This window comes from Caballeronia zhejiangensis (genome assembly GCF_022879815.1).
In the GTDB taxonomy this organism is placed as follows: domain Bacteria; phylum Pseudomonadota; class Gammaproteobacteria; order Burkholderiales; family Burkholderiaceae; genus Caballeronia; species Caballeronia zhejiangensis.
The window spans coordinates 106,256-127,638 of record NZ_CP084286.1 but is presented as its reverse complement, the minus strand read 5'-3'; the positions used below and the strand labels follow the sequence as shown (position 1 = coordinate 127,638).

Here is a 21,383-nt window from a genome sequence, read left to right as displayed (position 1 = left end):
ATGTCATCGTCATTCGAAGGTAGCGAGTCATGGCGCATATCCTGACGTCTTGCTGGCACATGCTGTCCAACCGTTTCGAACGGTCGCGCGAGCGCCGCTTTCTGCGTGAAGCCAGACGCGCGATGAATGCGTGCGGGTGCGAAGCGCCGCGCACTTCTACGCGCGGCGACGGAGAGGCGAGCCGCGCGGAGCGGCTTGAACACATCGCGTTATTCGCGCAGGCGGGCTACTTCAACATGGGCAATGCGGTCGACATGTTTCAGCCGCCGGTCGAACCGCCGCTGTTTCGCTGCGATGCAGGCGGCGCGTCGACCGCTCGCTCCCATCGATGAGCGCGCGCGACGAATTTACCGCTCGCGCATCGCGCGCCCACGCGAGCTGACCCATTACATGGAAAGGACTGCACTGTGGCTGTATTCGACATCGACGACATCGTCCAATCGCTTCAGACAGTCCGCCAGCAGTGGCGCGAAGCCCAGAAGCGCTCGCTCGAACCGGGCGGGCGCGAGCTTCCCGCACGCGAGGCGCTTGGCGACATCATCGGCGCACTGAAAGGCGCGCTCTTTCCGATGCGGCTCGGACCGCCCGACCTGCGACAGGAAAGCGAAAACTTCTACGTCGGCCACGCGCTCGACTTCGCGCTGCAAGGGCTGCTCGTGCAGGCGAAGCTCGAACTGCAATACAAGGCGCGTCATCTGCCGCGCGACGATCACGCCGTCGAAACGCGCGCGAGCGATGCGATACGCGCGTTCGCGAAAACCCTGCCGCGCATTCGCAGTCTGCTCGACAGCGACATCCTCGCGGCCTATCAGGGCGACCCGGCGGCGGGCAGCGTCGATGAAGTGCTGCTCTGCTATCCCGGCATTCTCGTGATGATTCACCATCGCGTCGCGCACGAGCTCTACCGGCTCGGGTTGCCGCTGCTCGCGCGCATCGTCGCGGAACTCGCGCATGGGGAAACAGGCATCGACATTCATCCGGGCGCGCGCATCGGCTCGGGCTTTTTCATCGATCACGGCACGGGCGTGGTGATCGGCGAGACGGCGGTCATCGGCAATCGCGTGCGCGTCTATCAGGCGGTGACGCTCGGAGCGAAACGCTTCCCGCGCGACGCGGAAGGTCATCTGGAGAAGGGCCTCGCGCGTCATCCGATCGTCGAGGACGATGTCGTCATCTATGCGGGCGCGACGATCCTCGGACGCGTGACGCTCGGACGCGGCGCGGTGATCGGCGGCAACGTATGGCTCACGCACGACGTCGCGCCCGGTGCTTCGGTGACGCAGGCGCTTTCGCAAAGCGGTGAGGAAGGCGCGCGTGCGTCCGCAGTGGAGGTTGCGCGGTAAGCACTATGATTCGCGAAGCGCAAGCCTGAATGCAGAAGTTCAAGCGCGCAACGCATGGAAAAGTCAACCATGCGCCGCGAAGCTCACGCCTGACCGAGCACCCCGAGCCAAGCCTGACCGATGACTTCATGCGCCGCATCCGCGTTCGGCGGATGAAACGCGCCCGCGCGCACATCGCGATACAGCCGTTCCAGCTCGCTATGACGCGACAGTGAAGCCGCGCCTGCGATCTTCAGCGCGAGGTTCACCACGCGCAACGCGCCATCGACGGCATGCTGTTTCGCCGCAAGCAAGTGCGCGATCCACGGTTCGCTTTCGCCGTAACCCGTCCACCAGCGCTCGGCCGCGCGCTCGACGAGCGCCTCGATGCTCGCAAGCTCGATGGCCGCCTGCGCGACCGCCTGCTGCGTCAGCGGCTTGTACGCATAAGTCTTGCCGCCGATGGCCGGCGATGCACGCTGCTTCGCCGATTCCACCGCGATGTCGAACGCGCGCTTCGCGATGCCGTAATAGACCGCGCCGAGACCGGGCAGCACCGCGCCGAGAATGCCATCGACGAAAGGATCGTCGGGAATGCCCGCGGGCAGCACGCGGATCACCTTGTCGCGCGGCGCGATGGCGCCTTCGAGCCAGGTATCGTCGCTGCGTGTCGCGCGCAGGCCGAGCGCATCCCAGGTCTGCACCGTGCGATGTCCCGCCGCGTCACGCCGGATGAATGCATGCACGATCTTCGGCGCCTGTGGATCGGAGTCGTCGATGCCATGCACGCCGAGCCAGTCCCATGCGGGCGCGAGCGAGGTGAAGATCTTGCGGCCGTCGAAGCGATAGCCGCCGTCCGGCAACGGCGTCGCCTTCACCGACGACCACGCGAGACCGAGATCGTTGCGCGGCTCGCCATGGCCTGCCGCGAACACCTTGCCCGCGCCCGCTTCCTCGAGAATCCATTGCGCGGACTTGTCGCCGCGCCGATACAGATGCAGCGCCGCGCCGACCCAGTACAGATGCATGTTCAGCGCAAGCGCCGTCGATGGCGCGCGGGCCGCGAGCCGCACCTGCTCGCGCAGCAGTTGCGGCAGCGTGAGGCCGAGTCCGCCGAATTCGATCGGCACCGTGGCGCGCAGGAAACCGGCTTCGTGAAGATCGCGCAGGTCGTCGGAGAAGAAGCGATTCTCGCGGTCATAACCGGCGGCGCGCTGGCCGATCGCATCGAGCAGCGCGTCGGACAGCAGATGCGAGGCATCGCCCGGCGCGGGCGACGCGATGACGGGTTCGAGTACGGCGCTCATCGAAACTCTCCTGTGTGCGGATGCGGGATCGGCATTACGCGAGCGCCGAGAAATACTTCTCGTCGGGCACGACGCCGGCCGCGATGAAGATGCGGTTCGTATGGTTGAACCACGACGCGGTTTCGATCGCTTCGAGGATATCGGCGTCGTCGAGGCCGAGCGTGCGCAGGCGGTCGAAGTCCTTACGGGTAATCGCGCGCGGCGATGTCGTGATGGTCTCGGCGATTTCGGCGAGCGCCAGTTGCCGCGCGGACAGATCCGCGAGGTGATAGTCGAGCGCAATGCGCCGGGCCTGCACGCGGTCGCCGAGCGCCTCGCCGAGCGCATGCGCGTGATGGATTGCGCACAGCCCGCAGCCGTTCGTGCGCGACACGATCACCGCGATCAGCTCGCGCTCGTCGAGCGGCAGTCGTCCGCCCGTCGCGCTGAAAAGTTTCTCGAAGTACTGCGTGAAGCGGCGCGCGGTATCGGCATTCAGGGACAGCGCCCGAATCCAGTTGTCGCCGCCGTGCTGCTCGACCAGTTGCCGGAGATCGTCGCTCAGCGCATCGTGCGTCGGAACATCGAGCCGTCCGATGACGTGCGTCTCAGTGCTCAGAACTTCTGCCATGTCACATGCCTCGCCTGGAAGGAGTGAAGAGAAGCTGCGGCTCATTATGCGCAGCGATCTTTCGTGCGATCCAATATCGATTTGCGATTTGCAATTCGGCGAGCGCGATGTGTCCAAACACCGATTAGCTTATGAAAAATCAGTCACACCGCGCGTCGGCGAGTGCGTTAATTTGGATGCCCGAACATAGCGCCAGGAGACTCCATACGATGTCCACTCTTGCACCTTCAGATCCGTTCGCCGATCAGCTGAATTCGGATGCCGATGCAATACGCGAACCGGTTTCCCGTTTCGGCTTGCCCGACGAGGCCCGCTTGCCGCCGCACGTCGCGGCGATCCACGCGAAGTTTCGCCGTCAGTATGGCTTCGTGCCCAACTGGCTTGCGGCGCTTTCCGTCAACCCCGATACCGCGTACCGGCTCGTCACGTTCTACGAGCATCTATTCGATCCGCACCGCAGCCATCTCACGGCAGCCGAGCGCGAGTTGATCGCGGTGGTCACGTCGGCCGTGAACGAATGCAGCTATTGCGTTTTCAATCACACGCAGGCGCTGGCGGCCGTCTCGGGCGATACCGTGCGTGCGCAGCGCATCGCGCAGGGCTTTCGCCATGTGCGCCTGTCCGTGAAGGAGGCGGCGCTCGCGGAGATCGCGGAGCGCCTCACGCGCGAGCCGGGCAGCATTCGCGATGAGCATCTGCAATGGCTGCGCTCGATCGGCTTCACGCAGCAGGCGGTGACCGAAGTGCTGGAGATATCGGCGTTCTTCAACTATGCGAACCGGCTGACCATCGCGTTGAATGTGGTGCCGGACGAACAGTTCTTTGCGGGCCGCGATCCGGCGACACAATGAAGCCGGGGCCTGTTTCCTTCCGAAAACAGGCCCCGCGTCCCGATGATCGGCGATGCTTCGCCGTCGCGTTCAATGCTGCGGCGCGTCTTCCCACGCCGGCAACGTCGCCCCGTGATACACGGAAAGAATCGACGACGCGACATTCGCCTGCTGATAGCTCTCGACCAGTGCCTTGACCCACGGCGCCTGCGCATCTTTCGCGTTCACCGCGATGAAGTTGCGATACGGATTGTTCGTCACCTTTTCCTGCGCGATGCGCTCCTGCGGAATCTGGATGCCCGCCTTGATCGCCCAATCGGTATTGACGACGGCGGCGTCGACATCGCCGATCGCGCGGCCGACGATACCCGCGTCCAGTTCCTTGATCTGCACATGCTTCGGGTTGCTCGCAATGTCACGAGCGGTCGGCAGCAGGCCGACGTTCTCGCGCAGCTTGATGACGCCGTTCGCCTGCAGGAGCAGCAGGGCGCGGCCTTCGTTGCTCGGGTCGTTCGGCACGCCGATCGACGCGTTCTGCGGCAGCGCGTCCACCGACTTCACCTTGCGCGAGTAGAGGCCGATCGGCTGCACATAGGTGAAGCCGACCGGCACGATGTCGTAATGGCGCGCCTGGATCTGCGCATCGAGATAAGGCTTGTGCTGGAACGAGTTGGCGTCGAGATCGTGCTGCGCGAGCGCCTCGTTGGGCTGCGTATAGTCGGAGAAGGTCGTGACCTTGACCGTGATGCCGCGCTTCGCGGCGTTGGCCGCGACGGTGCGCCAGACATCCTCGTCCTCGCCGGACATGATGCCGACCCGCACGGTCTGGTTCGCCGCGAACGACGGCTGCGCGCTCACGACGGCGCACGCGAGCAGGACCGGGAACAGGACAGTCTTGAATGAATGCTTGATCTTCACGAATGGACAGGCAGGCTGGTTGAAAGAAGCCGATGCTAGAGGCGCGGCGCGTGCGCGGCAAATAATATCGGGCGCTATGGATATGTCCCGTCGCATGATTTGCAAATGGTCAGCGCGATCGAGCGTGTTTGCGCGAGTTGGAGTAAGTTGACGCGGTTCGCCACTCCTTCATTCATCGACGCGATGCCACAGTCCCGACAACTCCATCTCGGCGCATTCATGCGTCCGGTGAGCCTGCACACCGGCGCGTGGCGCTATCCCGGCGCGTATCCCGATGCGAACTTCAACTTTCGACATCTGAAGCGGTTCGTTCAGACGCTGGAGAAAGCATGCTTCGATGCCTTCTTCATGGCCGATCATCTTGCCGTGCTGAACATGCCGGTCAACGCGCTCAAGCGCAGCCACACGGCGACATCGTTCGAGCCGTTCACGCTGCTGTCCGCGCTCGCTTCGGTGACCGAGCGCATCGGCCTGATCGCTACTGCATCGACGACGTTCGACGAGCCGTATCACATCGCGCGGCGGTTCGCATCGCTCGATCATCTGAGCGAAGGGCGCGCGGGCTGGAATCTCGTCACCACGTCGAACCCGGATGCCGCGCTGAATTTCGGCCGCGACGAACACATGGAGCACGACGAGCGCTATCGGCGCGCGCACGAGTTCTACGATGTCGTTACCGGTCTCTGGGATAGCTGGGCCGACGACGCCTTCGTGCAGGACACGCAACGCGGCCTCTTCTTCGATCCCGCCAAGCTGCACGTGCTCGATCACAAGGGCGAATATCTGTCGGTGCGCGGGCCGCTGAACATCGCGCGGCCGGTGCAGGGCTGGCCGGTCGTGGTGCAGGCGGGATCGTCCGAAGCGGGCAGGCAGCTCGCCGCCGAAACCGCCGATGCCGTCTTCACCGCGCAGCCGAATCTCGCCGCGGGCAAGCGCTTTTATGCCGATGTCAAAGGCCGGATGGAGCGCGCAGGCCGCGCGCGCGAGCATCTGAAGATACTGCCGGGCGCGTTCGTCGTAGTGGGCGACTCGCGTGACGAAGCGCAGGAAAAGCGCGCATTGCTCGACACTTTCGTGCATGACGACAGCGGTTTCGCGTCGCTGTCGATCGCGCTCGGCCACGATGTCTCGTCGTTCGATCCGGACGGCCCGTTGCCCGAGATTCCCGAAACCAACGCGAGCAGAAGTGCGCGCGAACGCGTCATCGACATGGCGCGCGCGGAGGGGCTCACCGTGCGGCAACTGGCGCAGCGTGTCGGCGGCTATTCCGGCTTGCAGATGGTCGGCACCGCGACGGATATCGCCGACGAAATGGAACAGTGGCTCGTCGAGGAAGGCAGCGACGGCTTCAACGTGATGTTCCCGTATCTGCCCGCGGGCCTGGATGATGTCGTCGCCAAGGTGGTGCCGGAGTTGCAGCGGCGCGGCATTTTCCGTCGCGCTTACGAGGGTTCGACACTGCGTGAGCATCTCGGCTTGCCGAGGCCGGCCAACCGTTTCTTCGCGCGCGGCTGATGCGCTCGGCATCGCGCGGAACGTGCGTCGGGATACCAAGCATCGTCCATCGTCGAAGCGCACGGATCGACCGTATGCTTTCGACGTCTTGCCTGCCTCAGCGCTGTGCGAGCGCCACTTCGCGAGTCACTGCATGCCACGCATCCGGCCGGTGCGAAGCGAACGCGAGTGCGAAGTTCGACGCCTGCTGTCCGACGGTAAACAACTGCTCGACGACCTTCGGATCGGAACAATGGTCGGCGCTTTCGAAGCGCGTTTCCAGCGTGTTGACGGCGGCGCCGAAGGGCGTCGGCCAGCCGCGCAGCGCATGCACGATCGAGCGCAGCGAGGTCAGCACCGTGCCCGCCGCCTGCCAGCCATAAGCGGTGACGATGCTGCCGACCGCGCGGCCGTCGAGATAAGGGCGCTCGTCGTTGCGCAGTTCTTCGAGTGTGTCGAGCGCGTTCTTCACGAGCCCGGAGATACCGCCGTGATAACCGGGCGTCGCGATGACGAGCGCATCGGCGTCGCGCACGGCTTCGATCAGTTCGCGCTGGGCGTCGGTGAGATCGCGCGTTTCGGGCGCGTAGTGGGGCAGGCTGTGCAGAAATGCGCCGCCGAACAGGCGCACGCGAGCGCCGGATTCTTCCGCGCCTTTGAGCGCGAAGCCCAGCGCGCGTTCGGTGGACGATGCAGGGCGCGTAGTGCCGCCGATGCCGACCACGAGCGGCCGGCGAATGGGTTCGATACGGGACAAGATAACAACTCCGGATAAGGCGGAACAGCGCGCAGCGACTATTCAGCGGGCGGCTAAGACTGACCATGATAGTCGCCCGGATCGCCAAGCGGAAAGCACGAATCGAGCTAAGGATATGCGTGTACATGCCCGCGGCGCGGGAAGGCGGCTTATCGTCGGCGCCGATTTAATCAGCACGGGAAGTCATATCGCGTTCGCGCCGCACGGCTTATGCTGGAAGCCCTTTTTTATTTCGATCGCCAGAATCCATGACGCACCGACCCGCACCGACCGATATCGACATTCATCCTTTGCTCGCCGGACGATGGAGTCCGCGCGCCTATGGCGAACAGCCCGTCGCGCACGCCGATGTGCTTGCGCTGCTCGAAGCGGCGCGCTGGGCGCCATCGGCGTATAACGTGCAGCCCTGGCGCTTTCTCGTGTTCGAGAAGACCCGGAACGCTGCCGCATTCGAGGACGCCTTCGCCACGCTGGTTCCGTTCAACCAGACGTGGAACCGGAACGCGCAAGTGCTGATCGCGGTGCTCGCGGATACGCTCAACGCCAAGGGCGAGGTCAATCCGAACGCGAGCTACGATACCGGCGCCGCGGCGCTGGCGCTGCTGCTCGAGGCGCATGCGCGCGGCCTCGCCGCCCATTCGATGAGCGGCTTCGACGCGAAGGCCTTGCGGGACGCGTTCGGCATCGCGGAGCGCTACACGCCGCTCGCCGTGATCTCGGTTGCGCATCATGGCGATGTAGGCGTGCTGTCCGACGCGTTGGCCGAACGGGAGCAAGCGCCGCGCAAGCGGCTGCCGGTGGTCGACATCGCGCAGTTCGGCGGGTGGAAGAACTGAGTAAAGCGGGAGCGCGCCGCGACATGGCGCGCGACTGTGCAGCGCACGGTTTCTCGTCCGGGGTGTAAAGCCCATGTCGATTCGTGTCGATAAAGACTAGTCAAAACGTGCGCCGCGTGCGCGATCCGAAAAATTCATGAAAGATAAGCCAGCCATCCAGCTCGCGCACGGCGATGCGTCGCACAAGTGCACGGGTTGCCGCGTCCCCGATAGCGACGTCATCGATCTGGCCTTCGCGTTCCAGCCTATCGTCGATACGCGCAATGGCGTCGCGTATGCCCATGAGGCGCTGGTGCGCGGCCCGAACGGCGAATCGGCGGGATCGGTGCTCGCGCGGGTCGACGAAGCCAATCGCTACCATTTCGATCAACGCTGCCGCACCGTGGCGATCGAACAGGCCGCGTCGCTCGAGATGAGCGGATTCCTGTCGATCAATTTCATGCCGAACGCGGTTTATCAGCCTGAAGCGTGTATCCGCAGCACGTTCGAGGCGGCCGAGAAATTCAAGTTCGCGACCGATCGCATCATCTTCGAGACCGTAGAGGGCGAGAGCGTCATCAGCCGCTCGCATCTGGTCGAGATATTTCGTGCGTACAGACGCTTCGGCTTTCAGACCGCCATCGACGATTTCGGCGCCGGCTACTCCGGGCTCACGCTGCTCGCCGAATTCCAGCCAGATTTCATCAAACTCGACATGGAACTGGTGCGCGGAATCGACACGGATTCGGTGCGGCAGAGCATCGTGCGGGGCGTGTTGTCCATGTGCGGCGATCTCGGCATCCGCGTGATCGCCGAAGGCATCGAAACCCGTGGCGAGCGGGACTTCTTCTTCGCGCAGGGCGTCACGCTGATGCAGGGATATTTCTTCGCGAAGCCCGCGTTTCGCTCGCTGCCCGCGCCGACCGAAGACTGGACAGTCCAGTCCTGAGCGCGCGAAATTGCCGTTTCAGCCGTGCTTTTCGCAAAGCAAGCTGACTTGGCGACCAAACTCTTCAAGGCCGAAAAATTGCTAGGAGGTAAAAAACACCACTCAAAGGTCGGTTATGCCAGAGATCGTTCCACTGCCGCTCACGAAGACAGGAATCCCCGAACTCGATGTCGTTCTGCGCGGCGGGCTGCCGACGCATCGGCTGCATCTCGTCGAAGGGGCGCCCGGCACTGGAAAAACCACGATCGGCATGCGCTTCCTCATTGCGGGCGTCGAGAAAGCTGCGAAGTGCCTGTATGTCACCTTTTCGGAGTCGGAGCAGGAGCTTCGAAGCGCGGCAGCCACGCACGGCTGGGACATGTCCGGTATCGATATCTTCGAACTGATACCGGACGAGGCCAACGCATCGCGTCAGCAAACGGTGCTCTTTCCGTCGGAGGTCGAGTTCGACAGGACCATCGAACGGATCATCCGCCGCGTGGAGGAGACAGGCGCCGAGAGGGTCGTCATCGACAGCGTGTCGGAGTTGCACATGCTCGCGCAAAACAAGCTCGCCTACCGGCGGCAGATGCTCGAACTCAAGCGCTTCATGCAGGGAAGGGAGGTCACCGCCATCCTTCTCGACGACCTTCTGAGCGGAGAGGACGGAGAACTTCATAGTTTTGTCCACGGCGTCATCACGCTCCAATTGATCGAGCGCGACTACGGCGCCGCGCGCAGGCGGCTGCGGGTCGCAAAAATGCGCGGCATGAACTTCCAGAGCGGATGGCATGACTACATGCTCGTGCCGGGAGAAGTGCTCGTGTTTCCTAGCCTGATCGCCGACGAACATGCGAGTCTTCCCGGCGGAGCGCCGCTCGAAAGCGGCTTCGCGGACCTCGATCGCATTCTCGGCCACGGACTCGATCGCGGGACGACCACGATGATGATCGGTCCATCGGGTGCGGGAAAATCGTCGATCGCCTTGAGCTATGCGCTGTCGAGCGCGAACAACGGCGAGTTTGCGTCCTACTTCTCGTTCGATGAGACCTACGAGACATTCCTGCGACGCGGCCACAGCCTGGGCCTGAGCGCGGACGAGGCCATGGCGAGCGAGCGATTCTCATGGCGGCGGATGAACCCGTCGCGCCTCTCGCCGGGCGAGTTCGTGTGGGCCGTGCGCCGCGATGTCGAAGACCGCAACGCTCGCGTGGTCGTCATCGATAGCATCAATTCGTATCTGAGCACGATGCCGGAAGAGCGTTCGCTCGTGCTGCATCTGCATGAGTTGCTCACCTATCTGAATCGGCGCGGCGTCGTGACGATCATCGTGCTCGCTCAACAGGGCGTGGTCGGCGATGTCCAGAACCCGATCGACCTCAGTTTCCTCAGCGACACCGTGTTGCTTCTGCGCTTTTTCGAAGCCGCGGGCCGTTTGCGGCGCGCACTTTCGGTCATCAAACAGCGAACGGGCCTGCACGACAACGCGATCCACGAATATCAGCTTTCGTCGATTGGCGTGGAAGTCGGGCCACCGCTCGAAACCTTGCGCGGCATTTTCACCGGCGTTCCGACCTACGAAGGCGCCCGCGAAGAATTGATCGGCGAGGGCGACCAACCGGCTGACGCGTCATGATGCGTGACGAAGCGCCGACGACGGTGCAGGTGCTCGCGCCGGTCGGACAGGATGCGCGGATCATCGTCGAGACGCTGCGCGCCGGCGGCATCGATGCGCTCGAAATCGGCACATTGGCCGATATCTGCAAACAGCTTCGGCAAAACGACGGCATGAGCATCGCGGGGCTGCTGTTGACCGAAGAGTCGCTTTCCGAGCTGGCGCCGTCGGGCGATTTTGCCGACTGCCTCGAAAAACAGCCGCCGTGGTCGGACATTCCTATCTGCATTCTGACCGTGCCGGGCGATCGTCCGAGCACGGTGCAACGCTGGCGTCTCTTCGAAGCGCTCGGCAATGTCACGTTGCTCGCACGACCGTTGACCGCGGAAGTGCTTCAAAGCGTGGCGCGCGGTCTGATTCGCGCGCGCGCACGGCAGCTTCAGACGAAACGGCATCTCGACGAGCTCAAGGACGCCGCGCAGCTTCTGGAACGGCGGGTCGCCGAGCGCACCGAAGAGCTGATGACGGCCGAAGAAACGCTTCGGCAAGCACAAAAGATGGAGGCGATCGGTCAGCTCACGGGCGGCATCGCGCACGACTTCAACAACCTGCTGCAGGTCATCAACACCAACATGGAGTTGACCAAGCTGCGCATGCGCCAGGGCCGTTTCGCCGACATCGAACGCTTCGTCCAAAGCGCGCACGATGCGACGCAGCGAGCCGGCGCGCTGACGCATCGGCTGCTTGCCTTCGCACGCAGACAAACGCTCGACCCCAAGGCGATCTCGCCGAACCGCCTGATCGACGGCATGCTCGATCTGATAAGGCGCACCTTGGGACCGTCCGTCGAAGTGAATGCGCGGCTCGAAGAAACCCTCCACACGACGTTGAGCGACCCGGTGCAACTGGAGAACGCCGTGCTCAACCTGTGCATCAACGCACGCGACGCCATGCCCGCGGGCGGCACGCTGACGATCCGCACGAACAACGTCTCCTTCAAGGGACGCCTTGCGCGCCTGCACGGTTTGAGCGATGGCGATTACGTCGTGATCGCGGTCGCCGACACGGGATACGGCATGGCAGCGGAAATCATCGACAAGGCGTTCGATCCGTTCTTCACCACGAAGCCCTTGGGGCAGGGCACGGGCCTGGGCTTGTCCATGGTGTACGGATTTTCGCGTCAGTCGGGGGGCAAAGTGTCGATCGAGTCGCAGGTCGGCAAGGGCACGACGGTGAGCATCTATCTGCCGCGACTGACGGATTCGACACCGGAAGCCGAAGATTTGCCGGCGACGATCGTCCTGCCTGCTGTCGGGAAGCAGCGCACGGTGCTCGTCGTCGATGACGAAGCCGATATTCGCCTGGGCTGCACCGAAGTGCTGAAGGATGCGGGTTTCAATGTCATCGAAGCCAGCGACGGTCCGTCCGGGCTCGACATCCTCAATTCGAACGCGGAGATCGACATCCTGGTCAGCGACATCGGCATGCCGGGCATGAACGGGAAGGAGATGGTGGACCGGGCGCGGTTCAGGCGACCTGCCTTGCCGGTCCTTTTCATGACGGGATATGCGGAGAAATCGGTGTTCGGCAACGGCAGGGTCGAAGAGGGCGCGCACCTGCTGACGAAGCCGTTTGCGATCGAAGAGCTCGTGCTGAAAATCAACGACATGATCGACGCAGAAGACTGACGCGCTCGACGTCGCCTGCGAGACGGGAAGTCCGGAGCGTCGTCTTGCCCTGTCATTTCGAGTACACTGCCGACCTGAAGTGGCGGGATCGGAACCGACAGGTACGGAACGGCGGCGGCAAATGGGTAGCGATGCCCGGCTTGCCACCCAACATAATGGATCGACGCAATGGACAAACTCGCGCGGCTACGCAGCGAAGTTCCGGGACTTGACGATATCTGCGACGGCGGACTGATAGCGGGCTCGTCTTATATCGTGCAGGGACGGCCGGGAGCGGGAAAAACCATCCTCGCCAATCAGATTGCCTTTGCGCAAGCCCGTCAGGGACACAAGGTTCTCTACATCACGCTGCTCGCGGAATCGCACGACCGGCTGTTCCAGTCGCTATCGGCGCTGAGTTTCTACGATGCAAGCCGCCTCGGCAAGGATCTGACTTACCTCAGTCTTTTTCGCACGCTTCGCGAGAAGGGACTCGATGCGCTGGTCGCATTGCTGCGCTCCGAGCTCGCGCGCACGCAGGCCAGCATTCTCGTGCTCGACGGATTGCTCAATGCCCGCGAAAGCAGCGAAACCAATCTGGACATCAAGACCTTCGTCGCGGAATTGCAAGGTCATGCTGCGTTCACCGGTTGCACGGTTCTCTTCCTGACCAGTGCCCGGATCGACGAATCCAGTCCCGAACACACGATGGTCGATGGCGTGCTGCACCTCGAGGAGAACCTGTTCGGGTCGCGCACCGTACGGCACATTCGCGTTGCGAAATCGCGCGGCAGCCGTGCGCTGAGCGGCTTGCATCTCTATGAAATTTCGGAGCGCGGCATCGCCGTATTCCCTCGCCTCGAAGCCGCTCTCGCTCGACCGTCCACGCAAGAGACCGTCGGGTTGACGAAGGTCGCCACGGGTACGGGCGGGCTCGACGAACGGCTCGGCGGCGGTTTGCCTGCCGCCTCGATGTCCGTCGTGGTGGGGCCAGCCGGCAGCGGCAAGACGACCTTCGGAATCGGCTATCTCAACTGCGCGACCGTCGAGCGGCCTGCCGTGCATTTCGGTTTCTATGAAACGCCGGAGCGGCTGTACGCGAAAGCGAAGGCACTGGGTCTCGATCTGCAAACGCTCGTCGAAAAGAAGGCGCTGTGCATGTTGTGGCGCCCGCTCACCGAAAATCTTCTCGACAAGCTCGCCTACGAGCTGCTCGACGCGGTTCGCACGACGCGCGCAGAACGTCTGTTCATCGACGGCCTCGCCGGTTTCGAACGCGCGACCGTCGATCCGCATCGCATGGTCGAATTCTTCGCCGCGTTGAGCAACGAACTGCGCGCGATCGGCGTGACGACGGTGTGCACCTGGGAAACGAAGGAACTGTCGGGGCCGTGGCGCACCAATCCATCGCCGGAAATCCTGTCGCAGATCGACAATGTGATCGAGATGCGCCATCAGGCGGCGGGTGGTCCTTTGCGACGCAGCATCACGGTGCTCAAGGTGCGCGACAGCCTCTTCGATACATCGACCGCGGAAGTGCAGATTTCCGGACTCGGCGATGGGCTGCACGTCACGGGAACGATGTCCACGGCGCGAGGCGCAATGGGCGACGACGCGAGCGGACGATAGCCAGGCTGCGCGCATGGCTAATCTTGTCGTCGTGGACGATGAACCTCTCGTTACCGATTTCCTGAAGTTCCTGCTGCAGGACTTGGGGCACGTCGTGCATGCTGCTTCGAACGGCGCGGACGGGTTGCAGACGATCCAGCGCATCAGACCGTCGCTCGTGGTGACGGATTTCATGATGCCCGTCAGTTCAGGCGTGGACCTTGCGCGAGCGCTCAGCGGCGACGATGACTTCCGGCGGATTCCGATCGTCCTGTGCAGCGCCGCCCCGCACGCGATCGATCCGGCCGATCGGGCGTTGTTCGCGGCAATACTGCAAAAGCCTTATCCGCCGTATCGTCTGATCGAACTGGTGACATTGCATGTTGAAAGAGGCGGCGCCGGATTGCGCGGCCAGCCGTAGTGACGAACAAGCAGGATACTGAGGATTTGACTCAGTCCCGCGCCGGGATTCCAACCGTTTTTGTATGGCTGTGAGCGGTCCATGACGCGTGTCCTTCTCGTTGATGACGAACCTGATCTGCTCGAAGCGTGGAGCTTCGCGCTCGAATATTCCGGCTACGAGGTGGAGCGCGCGCGCGATGGACGAGAGGCCATTGCCGCGATGCAACGCTCGGTGCCCGACCTGCTCATCACAGACCTGATGATGCCCGGCATGGACGGAGAGGCATTGTGCCGGGCCGTTCGCGAGCGGCCGGAATGGGCGGCGATTCCCATCGTGCTGCATACGTCCGCCCATGTGGCTCGGCCAAGCGGCATCGTTCTCTGGAACGCCTTGCTCAGAAAACCGGCCTCGATGGACCAGTTCCTGAAGACCGTTGCCGAACTCACGCAGGGATTTGGACAAGGAGAGGATCGATCGTGACGAAGCGTCCTCTGGCAACATCACCACGGCTCTTCCGATGACCGACTCGACTTCCCGTTCGGCGGAAGCGAGCGCTGTCGGCACGGCCGACCGGGCGATCTTCGACCGCTTGATCGAGCCGTATCTCATGCTCGATCCGGGCCTGAGAGTCGTGTTCGCGAACCGGGCATGGCTTGCGATGTTCGGCGAGACCGAAGCGGCTTTGGGGCAATGCGAACATCTGATCCGCGCGCTCGTGGCGAATCTGCACCCGGGTCAGCGCCGCCTCTCGCCCGCTTTCAGCCTGGACACGCCGGATCGCGCCGCCACGCACGAACAGCCGTCGCGGTACTGGCAGATCCACGTCTCGCATCTTCCCGCGACCGCCGATGAACCGCCGCTCATCCTGCTGCGCTTCGATGACGTCACGATGCACACGCTGGCGACGCGCACGGAACGGCGAGAGAAAGCGCGACTGCGCTCGCACGCGCGGCTCCGGCAGATTCTTGCGAGAGAAGCCGAGCAGCGCCTGCACGATCATCGCGTTCGGTTCGAACGGGCGTTGGCTTTCGCTGGCGTGGGCGCATGGGAGCTCGACGTCGGAACGGGCGCGGTGCATTGCAGCGAACAATGCGTCGAAGATCTCGGCTTGCCGGACATCGCCGGGCTGGATCGGCAAAAGCTGTTCATCGAGCAGCCCGATCCGGTTGCGGAGCACTGGCAGGCGCTGCAAGCCAAACGAAGCTTCGAGTGCGAACGATGCATCGATGGAGCGCGTGGCCGGCGCTGGGTCCTGATTCGCGGCACAGGGCAGTTCGCGGACGACGGCACCATGCAGTCGGTGATGGGCTTCACGCTCGACATCACGTCGCGCAAGGAACGTGAGCTCGAGCTGTCCGCGACGGCCGGCGAGGAACGTTCGGGGCGCGAGCGCAGCGAAGCGCTCGCCAAGACAATGGATCATTTCATCGCGGCCGTCAGTCACGAGTTGCGTTCGCCTTTGAACGCGATCGTCTCGTGGGCGGAACTGCTGCAGGTCGTCGCCGATCCTTCACACGTCGCGCGGGCGGGCGAAGCGATCCGCCGCAACGGCCGCCAGCTGTCGCATATGGTCGACGATCTGCTCGATAGCGGCGCGGTCGTTACCGGCAAGCTCTCGGTTCATCTGCAGCCGGTGGATATCGGTGCGCTCGCGCTCAACGTCGTCGAAGACATCCGCAAGACCGCGGAGCACAAGGGCCTGAGATTGCAGACGCCGCACGTCGAGCCGTGCATCGTCATGGCGGATGAAAGCCGCCTCGAGCAAGTCGTCTGGAATCTGCTCACGAACGCGGTGAAATTCACGGACGCGGGCAGCGTGTCCATTTCCGTGAGCACATCGGACGGCCAGGCGGTGCTGACCGTTCAGGACACGGGGCGCGGCATTGCACCCGATGCGCTGCCGGACGTCTTCGACCGCTTTCAGCAGATCGCGCCGCAGTCGAGCGGACGCGTCGGCGGCCTGGGGCTCGGACTGTGGCTCGTCAAGAACATCCTGAGCCTGCACGGCGGAACGGTCGATGTTGCGAGCGCCGGACGCGGGCAGGGCGCGACTTTCACCGTGCGTCTGCCGCTCGACTCGAACTTGCGTTGAGAGGCGCACGGCTCGTCGGCTCGTTACGCATGCGGAGCGAGCATCGCTTCGAGGTATGCGGCCACCGCGCACACCGTCTCGTCATCGCCTTTGCGGCCGACAATCTGCAATCCCGCCTTGAGCGAGGCCCCTTCAACCGGAACCGGTAACGTAAGCGCCGGATGTCCGCTCAGGTTGAAAGGCCGGATAAGCGACGACATTGCGATCACCGGAGTGCCCGCGCGCGCGGCCTCGATCGTGATCGGCAGCGATGGCATGGTCGGAAGAATGAGGACGTCGGCGTCCGCCAGCACGCGATCGACCTCGTCCGTGAAGTCGCGACGTATGCGCTCGGCTGCATCGAGCTCAGATACCGGCGTGTTCGCGGCGGCGCTCAACCGCGCCAGGATATCCGGGCCAAGCTTTCCGCTGCCGACGAGATGACCGAACGCGCGCCACGTCTCGGCGTTGATGACGGCGAGACCGGCCGTGAACGCATCCTGAATGGATTCGAGCTGCACGGCGCGCGACGCGAGTCCGCTGCGCGCGACCGCGCTCGCCACCGCGTCGCGGATCCGACCTTCGGCTTGCACATCGGGCAACGCGACGCGTATCGCTGTCACGTCGCGGCGCGCACGGCCGCCCTGAAATGACGGATCGATTGCGAGCATTACGTCGATGACCGTGTTCATCTCCCGTGCAAACGGGCCGACACAGTCGAGCGACGTCTGGCGCGGCGCGACACCTTCACGCGACACGCGCCCGAAAGTCGGCTTCAGGCCGATCACGCCGCAGCATGCCGCGGGGCAACGCACGGAGCCGCCGGTATCGGTGCCGAGGGCGGCATCGACGAGCCCGAGCCCCACCGCCGATGCCGAGCCGCTCGACGATCCGCCGGGAATGCGCGCCGGATCTTGGGGATTGACGGGCGTGCCGCTGAAGTCGTTGAGGCCTGTCATGCCGAACGCCAGTTCGTGCATGTTCGCCTTGGCTGTAATGCGCCAGCCCGCATCGAGCAGCCGCTGCACGACTTGCGCGTGGCGCGGTGCGGGCGGCGCATCGGCGAGTGCGCGGCTGGCCGCGGTCGTCGGATAGCCGGCTATGTCGATACTGTCCTTGATCGCGATGGTCGGTGCATCGGCGGCGGCATGCGTCGCGAGATCGAATTGCTGCAAAAAGGCGCTCATGCACGGACTCCTCGCGCGGGGTTGAGTTGCCAGGGCGCGTCGAAAAGGCGTTCGGTGCGGAAGTGGCGAATCAGCCAAACGTCTTCATCGTGAGGCGACGGAGTGAAATCCACATCGAGCCGCGCCGAGATGAGCTCGGCGTGTGCATCGACATATCCGGATGCCTGCAACATGATCCAGCGGCCCTTCGCCGTATCGCCGTTCACTTCGATATGCTCGCTCGTCAGGAAGTGAACGTTGGTCGCGAAGTGCGGCGTGGGCGGCAGGTAGCGTTGCAGCATCGCGACGATAGCGTTCGGCCCCGCCAAGCGGCCGAACTTGTCCGCATACTGTGGACCGATGCCTTCCCACACGGCGTCATCGCTGAAGAGTGCCGTCAGCGATTCCCCTTCGAGCGCGCGTGCCGGCACATCGCAGAGCGCCATGTATCGGGCGATGGTCTTGCGCACCGCGTTCTGCGCTTCGAGCACGCGCAAGCGCGCCTGCAGGCTCTCGATGATTTTGTCCGTCATGGCTTCACGTATTCTTATCGGCCCAAGGCGCGAGCGGTCTTTCCGCCCAGGCCGAAATCGGTATTCGGAATGTCTTTGATCATCACGCGCGTGGACTGCAACGGCACATTCAGCACGGAAGCGCCGGTCTCCGACAGATGCGCGATCAGCGCTTCTTTCTGCGTCTGCGTGCGGCCAGCAATCAGGATCGCGATGATGACGGGCAATCCCGCCGCGCTGACTTTGCCGCCGAGGCCGCTGTCGGATGCGGGCAACTCCGACAGCAGAATGCGCACGGATTCGGCCGGCGCATCGATCGCGTCGACGGTCGCTTGCGTGAGCCCTTGAATGAGCGATGCCTTGCGTTCGTCGGCGTGACCTTGAGGCAAATAGACTTCGAGTGTTGGCATGAACGTAGCGAATGGATAGCGCGCGCATCGCTGAAAGCAATGCCGGACGACCGACATCGACACGACGCGCGCATGACTTCAAAGCAGAAAGCCGATGGCGCTCAGCGCCTCGGTCGAGTCGATCAGGCGGATCACCTTCTCCGACAGACGCGGCTCGCCGCTCGACATATCGATCTTGTGCGTCAGGTCGGCAGCAAAGATCGTGGACAGACCACGCTTGTAGGCAATCACGATCTGCGAGGACTTGACCTCGACGAGGTCCGCGCTGTCGCCAGAGAGCGTGAAGCGCGACACCGTGCGTACCGTGCGCGCCGCATCGGAGGCCGACGCCGAAAAGCCGGACGTCATACGCTGCACGCGCAACTCGCGCATGTGATGGTCATCGTATGCGTAGTTGAGCGTGGACGCGTAGTCGGTCGTCCGCGGATCGATCGGCACGACGTAATGGCCTTTCGGGTCCCACATATCCAGCCAGGCGCGATAGTCCCGGCGGTCGAGCAGTTCCGCTTCCCGCCAGATGAATGCGATCGCGCGCGCCAAGGTCTGGTCCGTGAAGAGTGCGTTGCGTTCGTCCATCATGCTTGCTCCATCATCGCGCGCCATTGTCTGTAGGCTTCGCGCATGCCGGTTTCGTCGGTCGAATGCGCGGTCTTCTCACCGTTCGGTGCGGTCGTTTCGCGGTTGAGGCCGCGGTTCACGAGGATAGGTACGTCAGGGCCGGCGTATGAGCCGCGCTGCACGCGCTCCCACGCTTCGGCGTCGTCAGGGCTGCCGAAGCCCAACGGGCCCTGGAAGTGCTCGTGCATGCGCAAGCGCGCGCGATTGGCTTCCTCGGGGCCGCCGTCCATTCCCAGCGCGACGTGGCGGATTTCCGTTTCCACCGCGGAGATCGGGCGCAGCACGCGGAAGAACGCCATCGAAAGCGCGAGGTTCGGAAACAGATTGAGGTTGAAGCCGACGCCCATCAGCGAACGCACGATGCGGCGCACTTCTTCGGGCGTGTGTTTCTCTGCGAGTTGCGCGGCGAGTTCATTGAAACGTTCGGGCAGCGGCGCGCCGTCGTCCTGATCGAGATCGACGAATTCCGGCATCAGCACGGCAAGGCTGTGACCATTGCCGAGCGATCGGCAGAACGCCTTGTCGCTCGTCATGAAGCTCGTGATGACGGCGGCCGTTTCATCGTCGATGGACTTCATCCATGACTTATGGACGACGGGAAAGTGATACAGGTCCGTCGTGTTCTCGAGCTGGATCTTCCAGTTGCCCTTGAACCTGAACTTGTGCTCGCCATTCGCCTTGATGGGGTAGCCCGCGCCCTGCTTCATGAAAAGATCGATCCACGGTTTGGCGCCGCCGAGGAAGTCCTCGAGCGGTTCGATCGATTCATCGAAGCTCGCAAAAATCAGCCCTTGATAAACGCCCACGCGCAGCTTCTTGAGCGGCAGATCGCCTTTCTCGCACACGCCTTCATAACCATCGCCGTAGGGCAGGGCGCGCAGCGTGCCGTCGAGCGCATAGGACCAGCTGTGATACGGGCATGTGAAACCCTTGGCGTTGCCCTTGTGCTCTTCGCAGACGGTCGCGCCCCGATGACGGCAACGGTTCTGCAACACGTTCACGGTTCCGGTCTTGTCGCGCACGACGATGACCGGCTGACGGCCGATGGTCGTCGTCACGAAGTCGCCGGGCTTCGGCAACTCGCTGTCATGCGCAACCCACACCCACGTCTTGTAGAAGATGCGTTCGAGTTCGGCCTCGAACAACTCCGGATCGTAGTAAAGCGAAGGCGCAATGCGATCGGACTCCGCGCGCCTGGCGAGCGCGCTGGTGTCGATGGTCTGATAGGTCGGCGTACTCATCGTATTCCTCGGAGAAGTTGAGTGGCTGATCGAACGACTGACGCGAGCTTGGCTGGGCGCTCGGCAAATCCTCTCGTTGACATCAGTCTCGCTTTTCGAGGATCATGCGTCAAATCGATTAAAAACGGGTCGTTCAATCAGTGCGGCCTATATCTCGGACGGCCCGTCATGACATCCATCGACCATATCGATCTGAATCTGCTGCGCGTTTTCCAGGCTATCGTGGAAGAGCGCAGCCTGACGCGCGCAGGCGAGCGTCTCGCGCTCTCTCAACCGGCGGTCAGCTATTCGCTCGGGCGATTACGCACCTTGTTCGACGACGCGCTATTCATCCGCACGCGCACGGGCATGCAGCCCACGCCCGTCGCGCTGGAATTGGCCGAAATCGTCGGGCGCGCGCTCGACACCGTGCGCCAGGCGTTGCGTTACGCCGAGCGTTTCGATCCGGCGACGAGCACGCGTACCTTTCGCCTGTCGCTCTCGGATGCGGGGGAGATGGCGTATCTGCCGGCGATCTGCGCCGCGTTGCACGATGCCGCGCCGCGCGCGAAGCTGGTGGTCGAGCCGTTGCCGGTCGAAGAAATCGAAGAAGCGTTGCGCGCGAGCCGGCTGGATTTCGCGATCGGCAACTTGCCGTCGCTATTGCCGCGCACGCGCCATTGCGTGCTCTTCGAGGAGTCGTATGTATGCATGACCCGCAAGCGCGACGATCTGCCCGAAGGCACGAAGCTGAAACTCGCGCAGTTCCTTGCCGCGTCGCACGTTCAGGTTCGCTCGCTCGAACACAGCCATGACGCGCTCGACGATGCGCTGCGCGGACGAGGCGTCGGACGCAATATCGCGCTGGCGTTGCCGCATTTCGTGGCGGTGCCCGGCGTGCTGGCTGCAACGGATCTGTTCGCCACGCTGCCGGAAAAGCTCGCGCATATCCTCAACAGAGGCGAGGCGTTCAACATTTACGCGCTGCCTGTACCGTTGCCGAGAGTGGCCGTGACGATGCACTGGCACGAACACTTTCACGACGACGAAGGCAACGCGTGGATGCGCGCCCTGATGACCGACACCCTCGCGAGCTTCAAGACGATGTGATT

At 63.5% G+C, this 21,383-nt stretch carries 22 protein-coding genes; 13 read left to right on the top strand and 9 right to left on the bottom strand.

Features of this window, described 5'->3' with window-relative positions; genetic code table 11:
* The first annotated feature begins 29 nt into the window (after positions 1–29).
* Together LDZ23_RS26760 and epsC are read left to right on the top strand one after the other, a co-directional pair.
* Entirely contained in the window at positions 30–332 is a 303-nt protein-coding gene (locus tag LDZ23_RS26760) for a hypothetical protein (protein WP_008346758.1), read from the top strand.
* 75 nt (positions 333–407) lie between these two features.
* A complete protein-coding gene (epsC, locus tag LDZ23_RS26755; RefSeq protein ID WP_008346756.1) occupies positions 408–1,343 on the top strand; it encodes a serine O-acetyltransferase EpsC in 936 nt (311 codons plus the stop codon).
* Between the two features lie 83 nt (positions 1,344–1,426).
* On the opposite strand, the gene LDZ23_RS26750 is transcribed toward epsC, so the two are convergent.
* Positions 1,427–2,629 carry an acyl-CoA dehydrogenase family protein gene (locus LDZ23_RS26750; protein WP_244808296.1) on the bottom strand — a complete coding sequence of 401 codons (1,203 nt, stop codon included), beginning with the start codon at positions 2,627–2,629 and terminating at the stop codon, positions 1,427–1,429.
* A 34-nt stretch (positions 2,630–2,663) separates the two neighbouring features.
* Positions 2,664–3,239: a peroxidase-related enzyme gene (locus tag LDZ23_RS26745; protein ID WP_008346752.1), complete on the bottom strand. Its 576-nt coding sequence runs from the start codon at positions 3,237–3,239 to the stop codon at positions 2,664–2,666.
* Between the two features lie 209 nt (positions 3,240–3,448).
* Between LDZ23_RS26745 and LDZ23_RS26740 the strand changes: the two genes are divergently transcribed.
* Positions 3,449–4,090, top strand: coding sequence for a peroxidase-related enzyme (locus LDZ23_RS26740; RefSeq protein ID WP_008346750.1), 642 nt, complete (start codon positions 3,449–3,451; stop codon positions 4,088–4,090).
* Positions 4,091–4,159: 69 nt separating this feature from the next.
* Here the strand turns inward: LDZ23_RS26740 and LDZ23_RS26735 are convergent, their stop codons facing one another.
* The gene (locus tag LDZ23_RS26735; protein ID WP_008346747.1) at positions 4,160–4,987 is read right to left on the bottom strand and encodes a MetQ/NlpA family lipoprotein; all 828 of its coding nucleotides are present in this window, start codon (positions 4,985–4,987) and stop codon (positions 4,160–4,162) included.
* Positions 4,988–5,170: 183 nt separating this feature from the next.
* Between LDZ23_RS26735 and LDZ23_RS26730 the strand changes: the two genes are divergently transcribed.
* Positions 5,171–6,502, top strand: coding sequence for an LLM class flavin-dependent oxidoreductase (locus tag LDZ23_RS26730; protein ID WP_008346746.1), 1,332 nt, complete (start codon positions 5,171–5,173; stop codon positions 6,500–6,502).
* A 97-nt stretch (positions 6,503–6,599) separates the two neighbouring features.
* On the opposite strand, the gene LDZ23_RS26725 is transcribed toward LDZ23_RS26730, so the two are convergent.
* Positions 6,600–7,238, bottom strand: coding sequence for an NADPH-dependent FMN reductase (locus LDZ23_RS26725; RefSeq protein WP_033535800.1), 639 nt, complete (start codon positions 7,236–7,238; stop codon positions 6,600–6,602).
* A 248-nt stretch (positions 7,239–7,486) separates the two neighbouring features.
* Between LDZ23_RS26725 and LDZ23_RS26720 the strand changes: the two genes are divergently transcribed.
* The 8 genes from LDZ23_RS26720 (at position 7,487) to LDZ23_RS26685 (ending at position 16,366) form a co-directional block, all read left to right on the top strand.
* A complete protein-coding gene (locus LDZ23_RS26720) occupies positions 7,487–8,074 on the top strand; it encodes a nitroreductase family protein (protein WP_008346743.1) in 588 nt (195 codons plus the stop codon).
* A gap of 136 nt (positions 8,075–8,210) precedes the next feature.
* Complete coding sequence (locus LDZ23_RS26715; RefSeq protein WP_008346742.1) at positions 8,211–9,002, top strand: EAL domain-containing protein; 792 nt, start codon at positions 8,211–8,213, stop codon at positions 9,000–9,002.
* A gap of 115 nt (positions 9,003–9,117) precedes the next feature.
* Positions 9,118–10,617, top strand: coding sequence for an ATPase domain-containing protein (locus tag LDZ23_RS26710; protein WP_008346739.1), 1,500 nt, complete (start codon positions 9,118–9,120; stop codon positions 10,615–10,617).
* The gene (locus LDZ23_RS26705; protein ID WP_008346738.1) at positions 10,614–12,284 is read left to right on the top strand and encodes an ATP-binding protein; all 1,671 of its coding nucleotides are present in this window, start codon (positions 10,614–10,616) and stop codon (positions 12,282–12,284) included. The genes LDZ23_RS26710 and LDZ23_RS26705 overlap by 4 nt, the downstream gene beginning before the upstream one ends.
* Positions 12,285–12,452: 168 nt before the next feature.
* Positions 12,453–13,892 carry an ATPase domain-containing protein gene (locus tag LDZ23_RS26700; RefSeq protein ID WP_008346736.1) on the top strand — a complete coding sequence of 480 codons (1,440 nt, stop codon included), beginning with the start codon at positions 12,453–12,455 and terminating at the stop codon, positions 13,890–13,892.
* 13 nt (positions 13,893–13,905) lie between these two features.
* A complete protein-coding gene (locus tag LDZ23_RS26695) occupies positions 13,906–14,292 on the top strand; it encodes a response regulator (RefSeq protein WP_008346734.1) in 387 nt (128 codons plus the stop codon).
* An 81-nt stretch (positions 14,293–14,373) separates the two neighbouring features.
* Positions 14,374–14,754, top strand: a complete 381-nt coding sequence (locus LDZ23_RS26690) for a response regulator (RefSeq protein ID WP_008346733.1) — start codon at positions 14,374–14,376, stop codon at positions 14,752–14,754.
* Between the two features lie 37 nt (positions 14,755–14,791).
* A complete protein-coding gene (locus LDZ23_RS26685; protein ID WP_008346732.1) occupies positions 14,792–16,366 on the top strand; it encodes a sensor histidine kinase in 1,575 nt (524 codons plus the stop codon).
* Between the two features lie 23 nt (positions 16,367–16,389).
* Here LDZ23_RS26685 and LDZ23_RS26680 read toward each other — a convergent pair whose 3' ends face one another.
* The 5 genes from LDZ23_RS26680 to LDZ23_RS26660 all read right to left on the bottom strand — a co-directional run bounded on the left by LDZ23_RS26680 (position 16,390) and on the right by LDZ23_RS26660 (position 20,292).
* Entirely contained in the window at positions 16,390–17,532 is a 1,143-nt protein-coding gene (locus tag LDZ23_RS26680) for an amidase (RefSeq protein WP_008346731.1), read from the bottom strand.
* Entirely contained in the window at positions 17,529–18,044 is a 516-nt protein-coding gene (locus tag LDZ23_RS26675; RefSeq protein ID WP_008346729.1) for a nuclear transport factor 2 family protein, read from the bottom strand. The genes LDZ23_RS26680 and LDZ23_RS26675 overlap by 4 nt, the downstream gene beginning before the upstream one ends.
* Before the next feature lie 14 nt (positions 18,045–18,058).
* Positions 18,059–18,433, bottom strand: coding sequence for a tautomerase family protein (locus LDZ23_RS26670; RefSeq protein ID WP_008346728.1), 375 nt, complete (start codon positions 18,431–18,433; stop codon positions 18,059–18,061).
* A 78-nt stretch (positions 18,434–18,511) separates the two neighbouring features.
* Entirely contained in the window at positions 18,512–19,012 is a 501-nt protein-coding gene (locus LDZ23_RS26665) for an aromatic-ring-hydroxylating dioxygenase subunit beta (protein WP_008346726.1), read from the bottom strand.
* The gene (locus tag LDZ23_RS26660) at positions 19,009–20,292 is read right to left on the bottom strand and encodes an aromatic ring-hydroxylating oxygenase subunit alpha (RefSeq protein ID WP_008346725.1); all 1,284 of its coding nucleotides are present in this window, start codon (positions 20,290–20,292) and stop codon (positions 19,009–19,011) included. The genes LDZ23_RS26665 and LDZ23_RS26660 overlap by 4 nt, the downstream gene beginning before the upstream one ends.
* 168 nt (positions 20,293–20,460) lie before the next feature.
* Here LDZ23_RS26660 and LDZ23_RS26655 point away from each other — a divergent pair, with 168 nt between their 5' ends.
* A complete protein-coding gene (locus LDZ23_RS26655; RefSeq protein ID WP_008346723.1) occupies positions 20,461–21,381 on the top strand; it encodes a LysR family transcriptional regulator in 921 nt (306 codons plus the stop codon).
* Positions 21,382–21,383 lie beyond the last annotated feature (2 nt).

Bases quoted from the DNA above. Each gene is read 5' to 3' on its own strand.
- LDZ23_RS26700 (WP_008346736.1), top strand. From the start codon at position 12,453: ATGGACAAACTCGCGCGGCTACGCAGCGAAGTTCCGGGACTTGACGAT.
- LDZ23_RS26665 (WP_008346726.1), bottom strand. From the start codon at position 19,012: ATGATGGACGAACGCAACGCACTCTTCACGGACCAGACCTTGGCGCGC.
- LDZ23_RS26685 (WP_008346732.1), top strand. From the start codon at position 14,792: ATGACCGACTCGACTTCCCGTTCGGCGGAAGCGAGCGCTGTCGGCACG.
- LDZ23_RS26670 (WP_008346728.1), bottom strand. From the start codon at position 18,433: ATGCCAACACTCGAAGTCTATTTGCCTCAAGGTCACGCCGACGAACGC.
- LDZ23_RS26760 (WP_008346758.1), top strand. From the start codon at position 30: ATGGCGCATATCCTGACGTCTTGCTGGCACATGCTGTCCAACCGTTTC.
- LDZ23_RS26715 (WP_008346742.1), top strand. From the start codon at position 8,211: ATGAAAGATAAGCCAGCCATCCAGCTCGCGCACGGCGATGCGTCGCAC.
- LDZ23_RS26720 (WP_008346743.1), top strand. From the start codon at position 7,487: ATGACGCACCGACCCGCACCGACCGATATCGACATTCATCCTTTGCTC.
- LDZ23_RS26690 (WP_008346733.1), top strand. From the start codon at position 14,374: ATGACGCGTGTCCTTCTCGTTGATGACGAACCTGATCTGCTCGAAGCG.
- LDZ23_RS26745 (WP_008346752.1), bottom strand. From the start codon at position 3,239: ATGGCAGAAGTTCTGAGCACTGAGACGCACGTCATCGGACGGCTCGAT.
- LDZ23_RS26680 (WP_008346731.1), bottom strand. From the start codon at position 17,532: ATGAGCGCCTTTTTGCAGCAATTCGATCTCGCGACGCATGCCGCCGCC.
- LDZ23_RS26740 (WP_008346750.1), top strand. From the start codon at position 3,449: ATGTCCACTCTTGCACCTTCAGATCCGTTCGCCGATCAGCTGAATTCG.
- LDZ23_RS26730 (WP_008346746.1), top strand. From the start codon at position 5,171: ATGCCACAGTCCCGACAACTCCATCTCGGCGCATTCATGCGTCCGGTG.
- LDZ23_RS26675 (WP_008346729.1), bottom strand. From the start codon at position 18,044: ATGACGGACAAAATCATCGAGAGCCTGCAGGCGCGCTTGCGCGTGCTC.
- LDZ23_RS26660 (WP_008346725.1), bottom strand. From the start codon at position 20,292: ATGAGTACGCCGACCTATCAGACCATCGACACCAGCGCGCTCGCCAGG.
- LDZ23_RS26750 (WP_244808296.1), bottom strand. From the start codon at position 2,629: ATGAGCGCCGTACTCGAACCCGTCATCGCGTCGCCCGCGCCGGGCGAT.
- LDZ23_RS26710 (WP_008346739.1), top strand. From the start codon at position 9,118: ATGCCAGAGATCGTTCCACTGCCGCTCACGAAGACAGGAATCCCCGAA.
- LDZ23_RS26695 (WP_008346734.1), top strand. From the start codon at position 13,906: ATGGCTAATCTTGTCGTCGTGGACGATGAACCTCTCGTTACCGATTTC.
- LDZ23_RS26655 (WP_008346723.1), top strand. From the start codon at position 20,461: ATGACATCCATCGACCATATCGATCTGAATCTGCTGCGCGTTTTCCAG.
- LDZ23_RS26705 (WP_008346738.1), top strand. From the start codon at position 10,614: ATGATGCGTGACGAAGCGCCGACGACGGTGCAGGTGCTCGCGCCGGTC.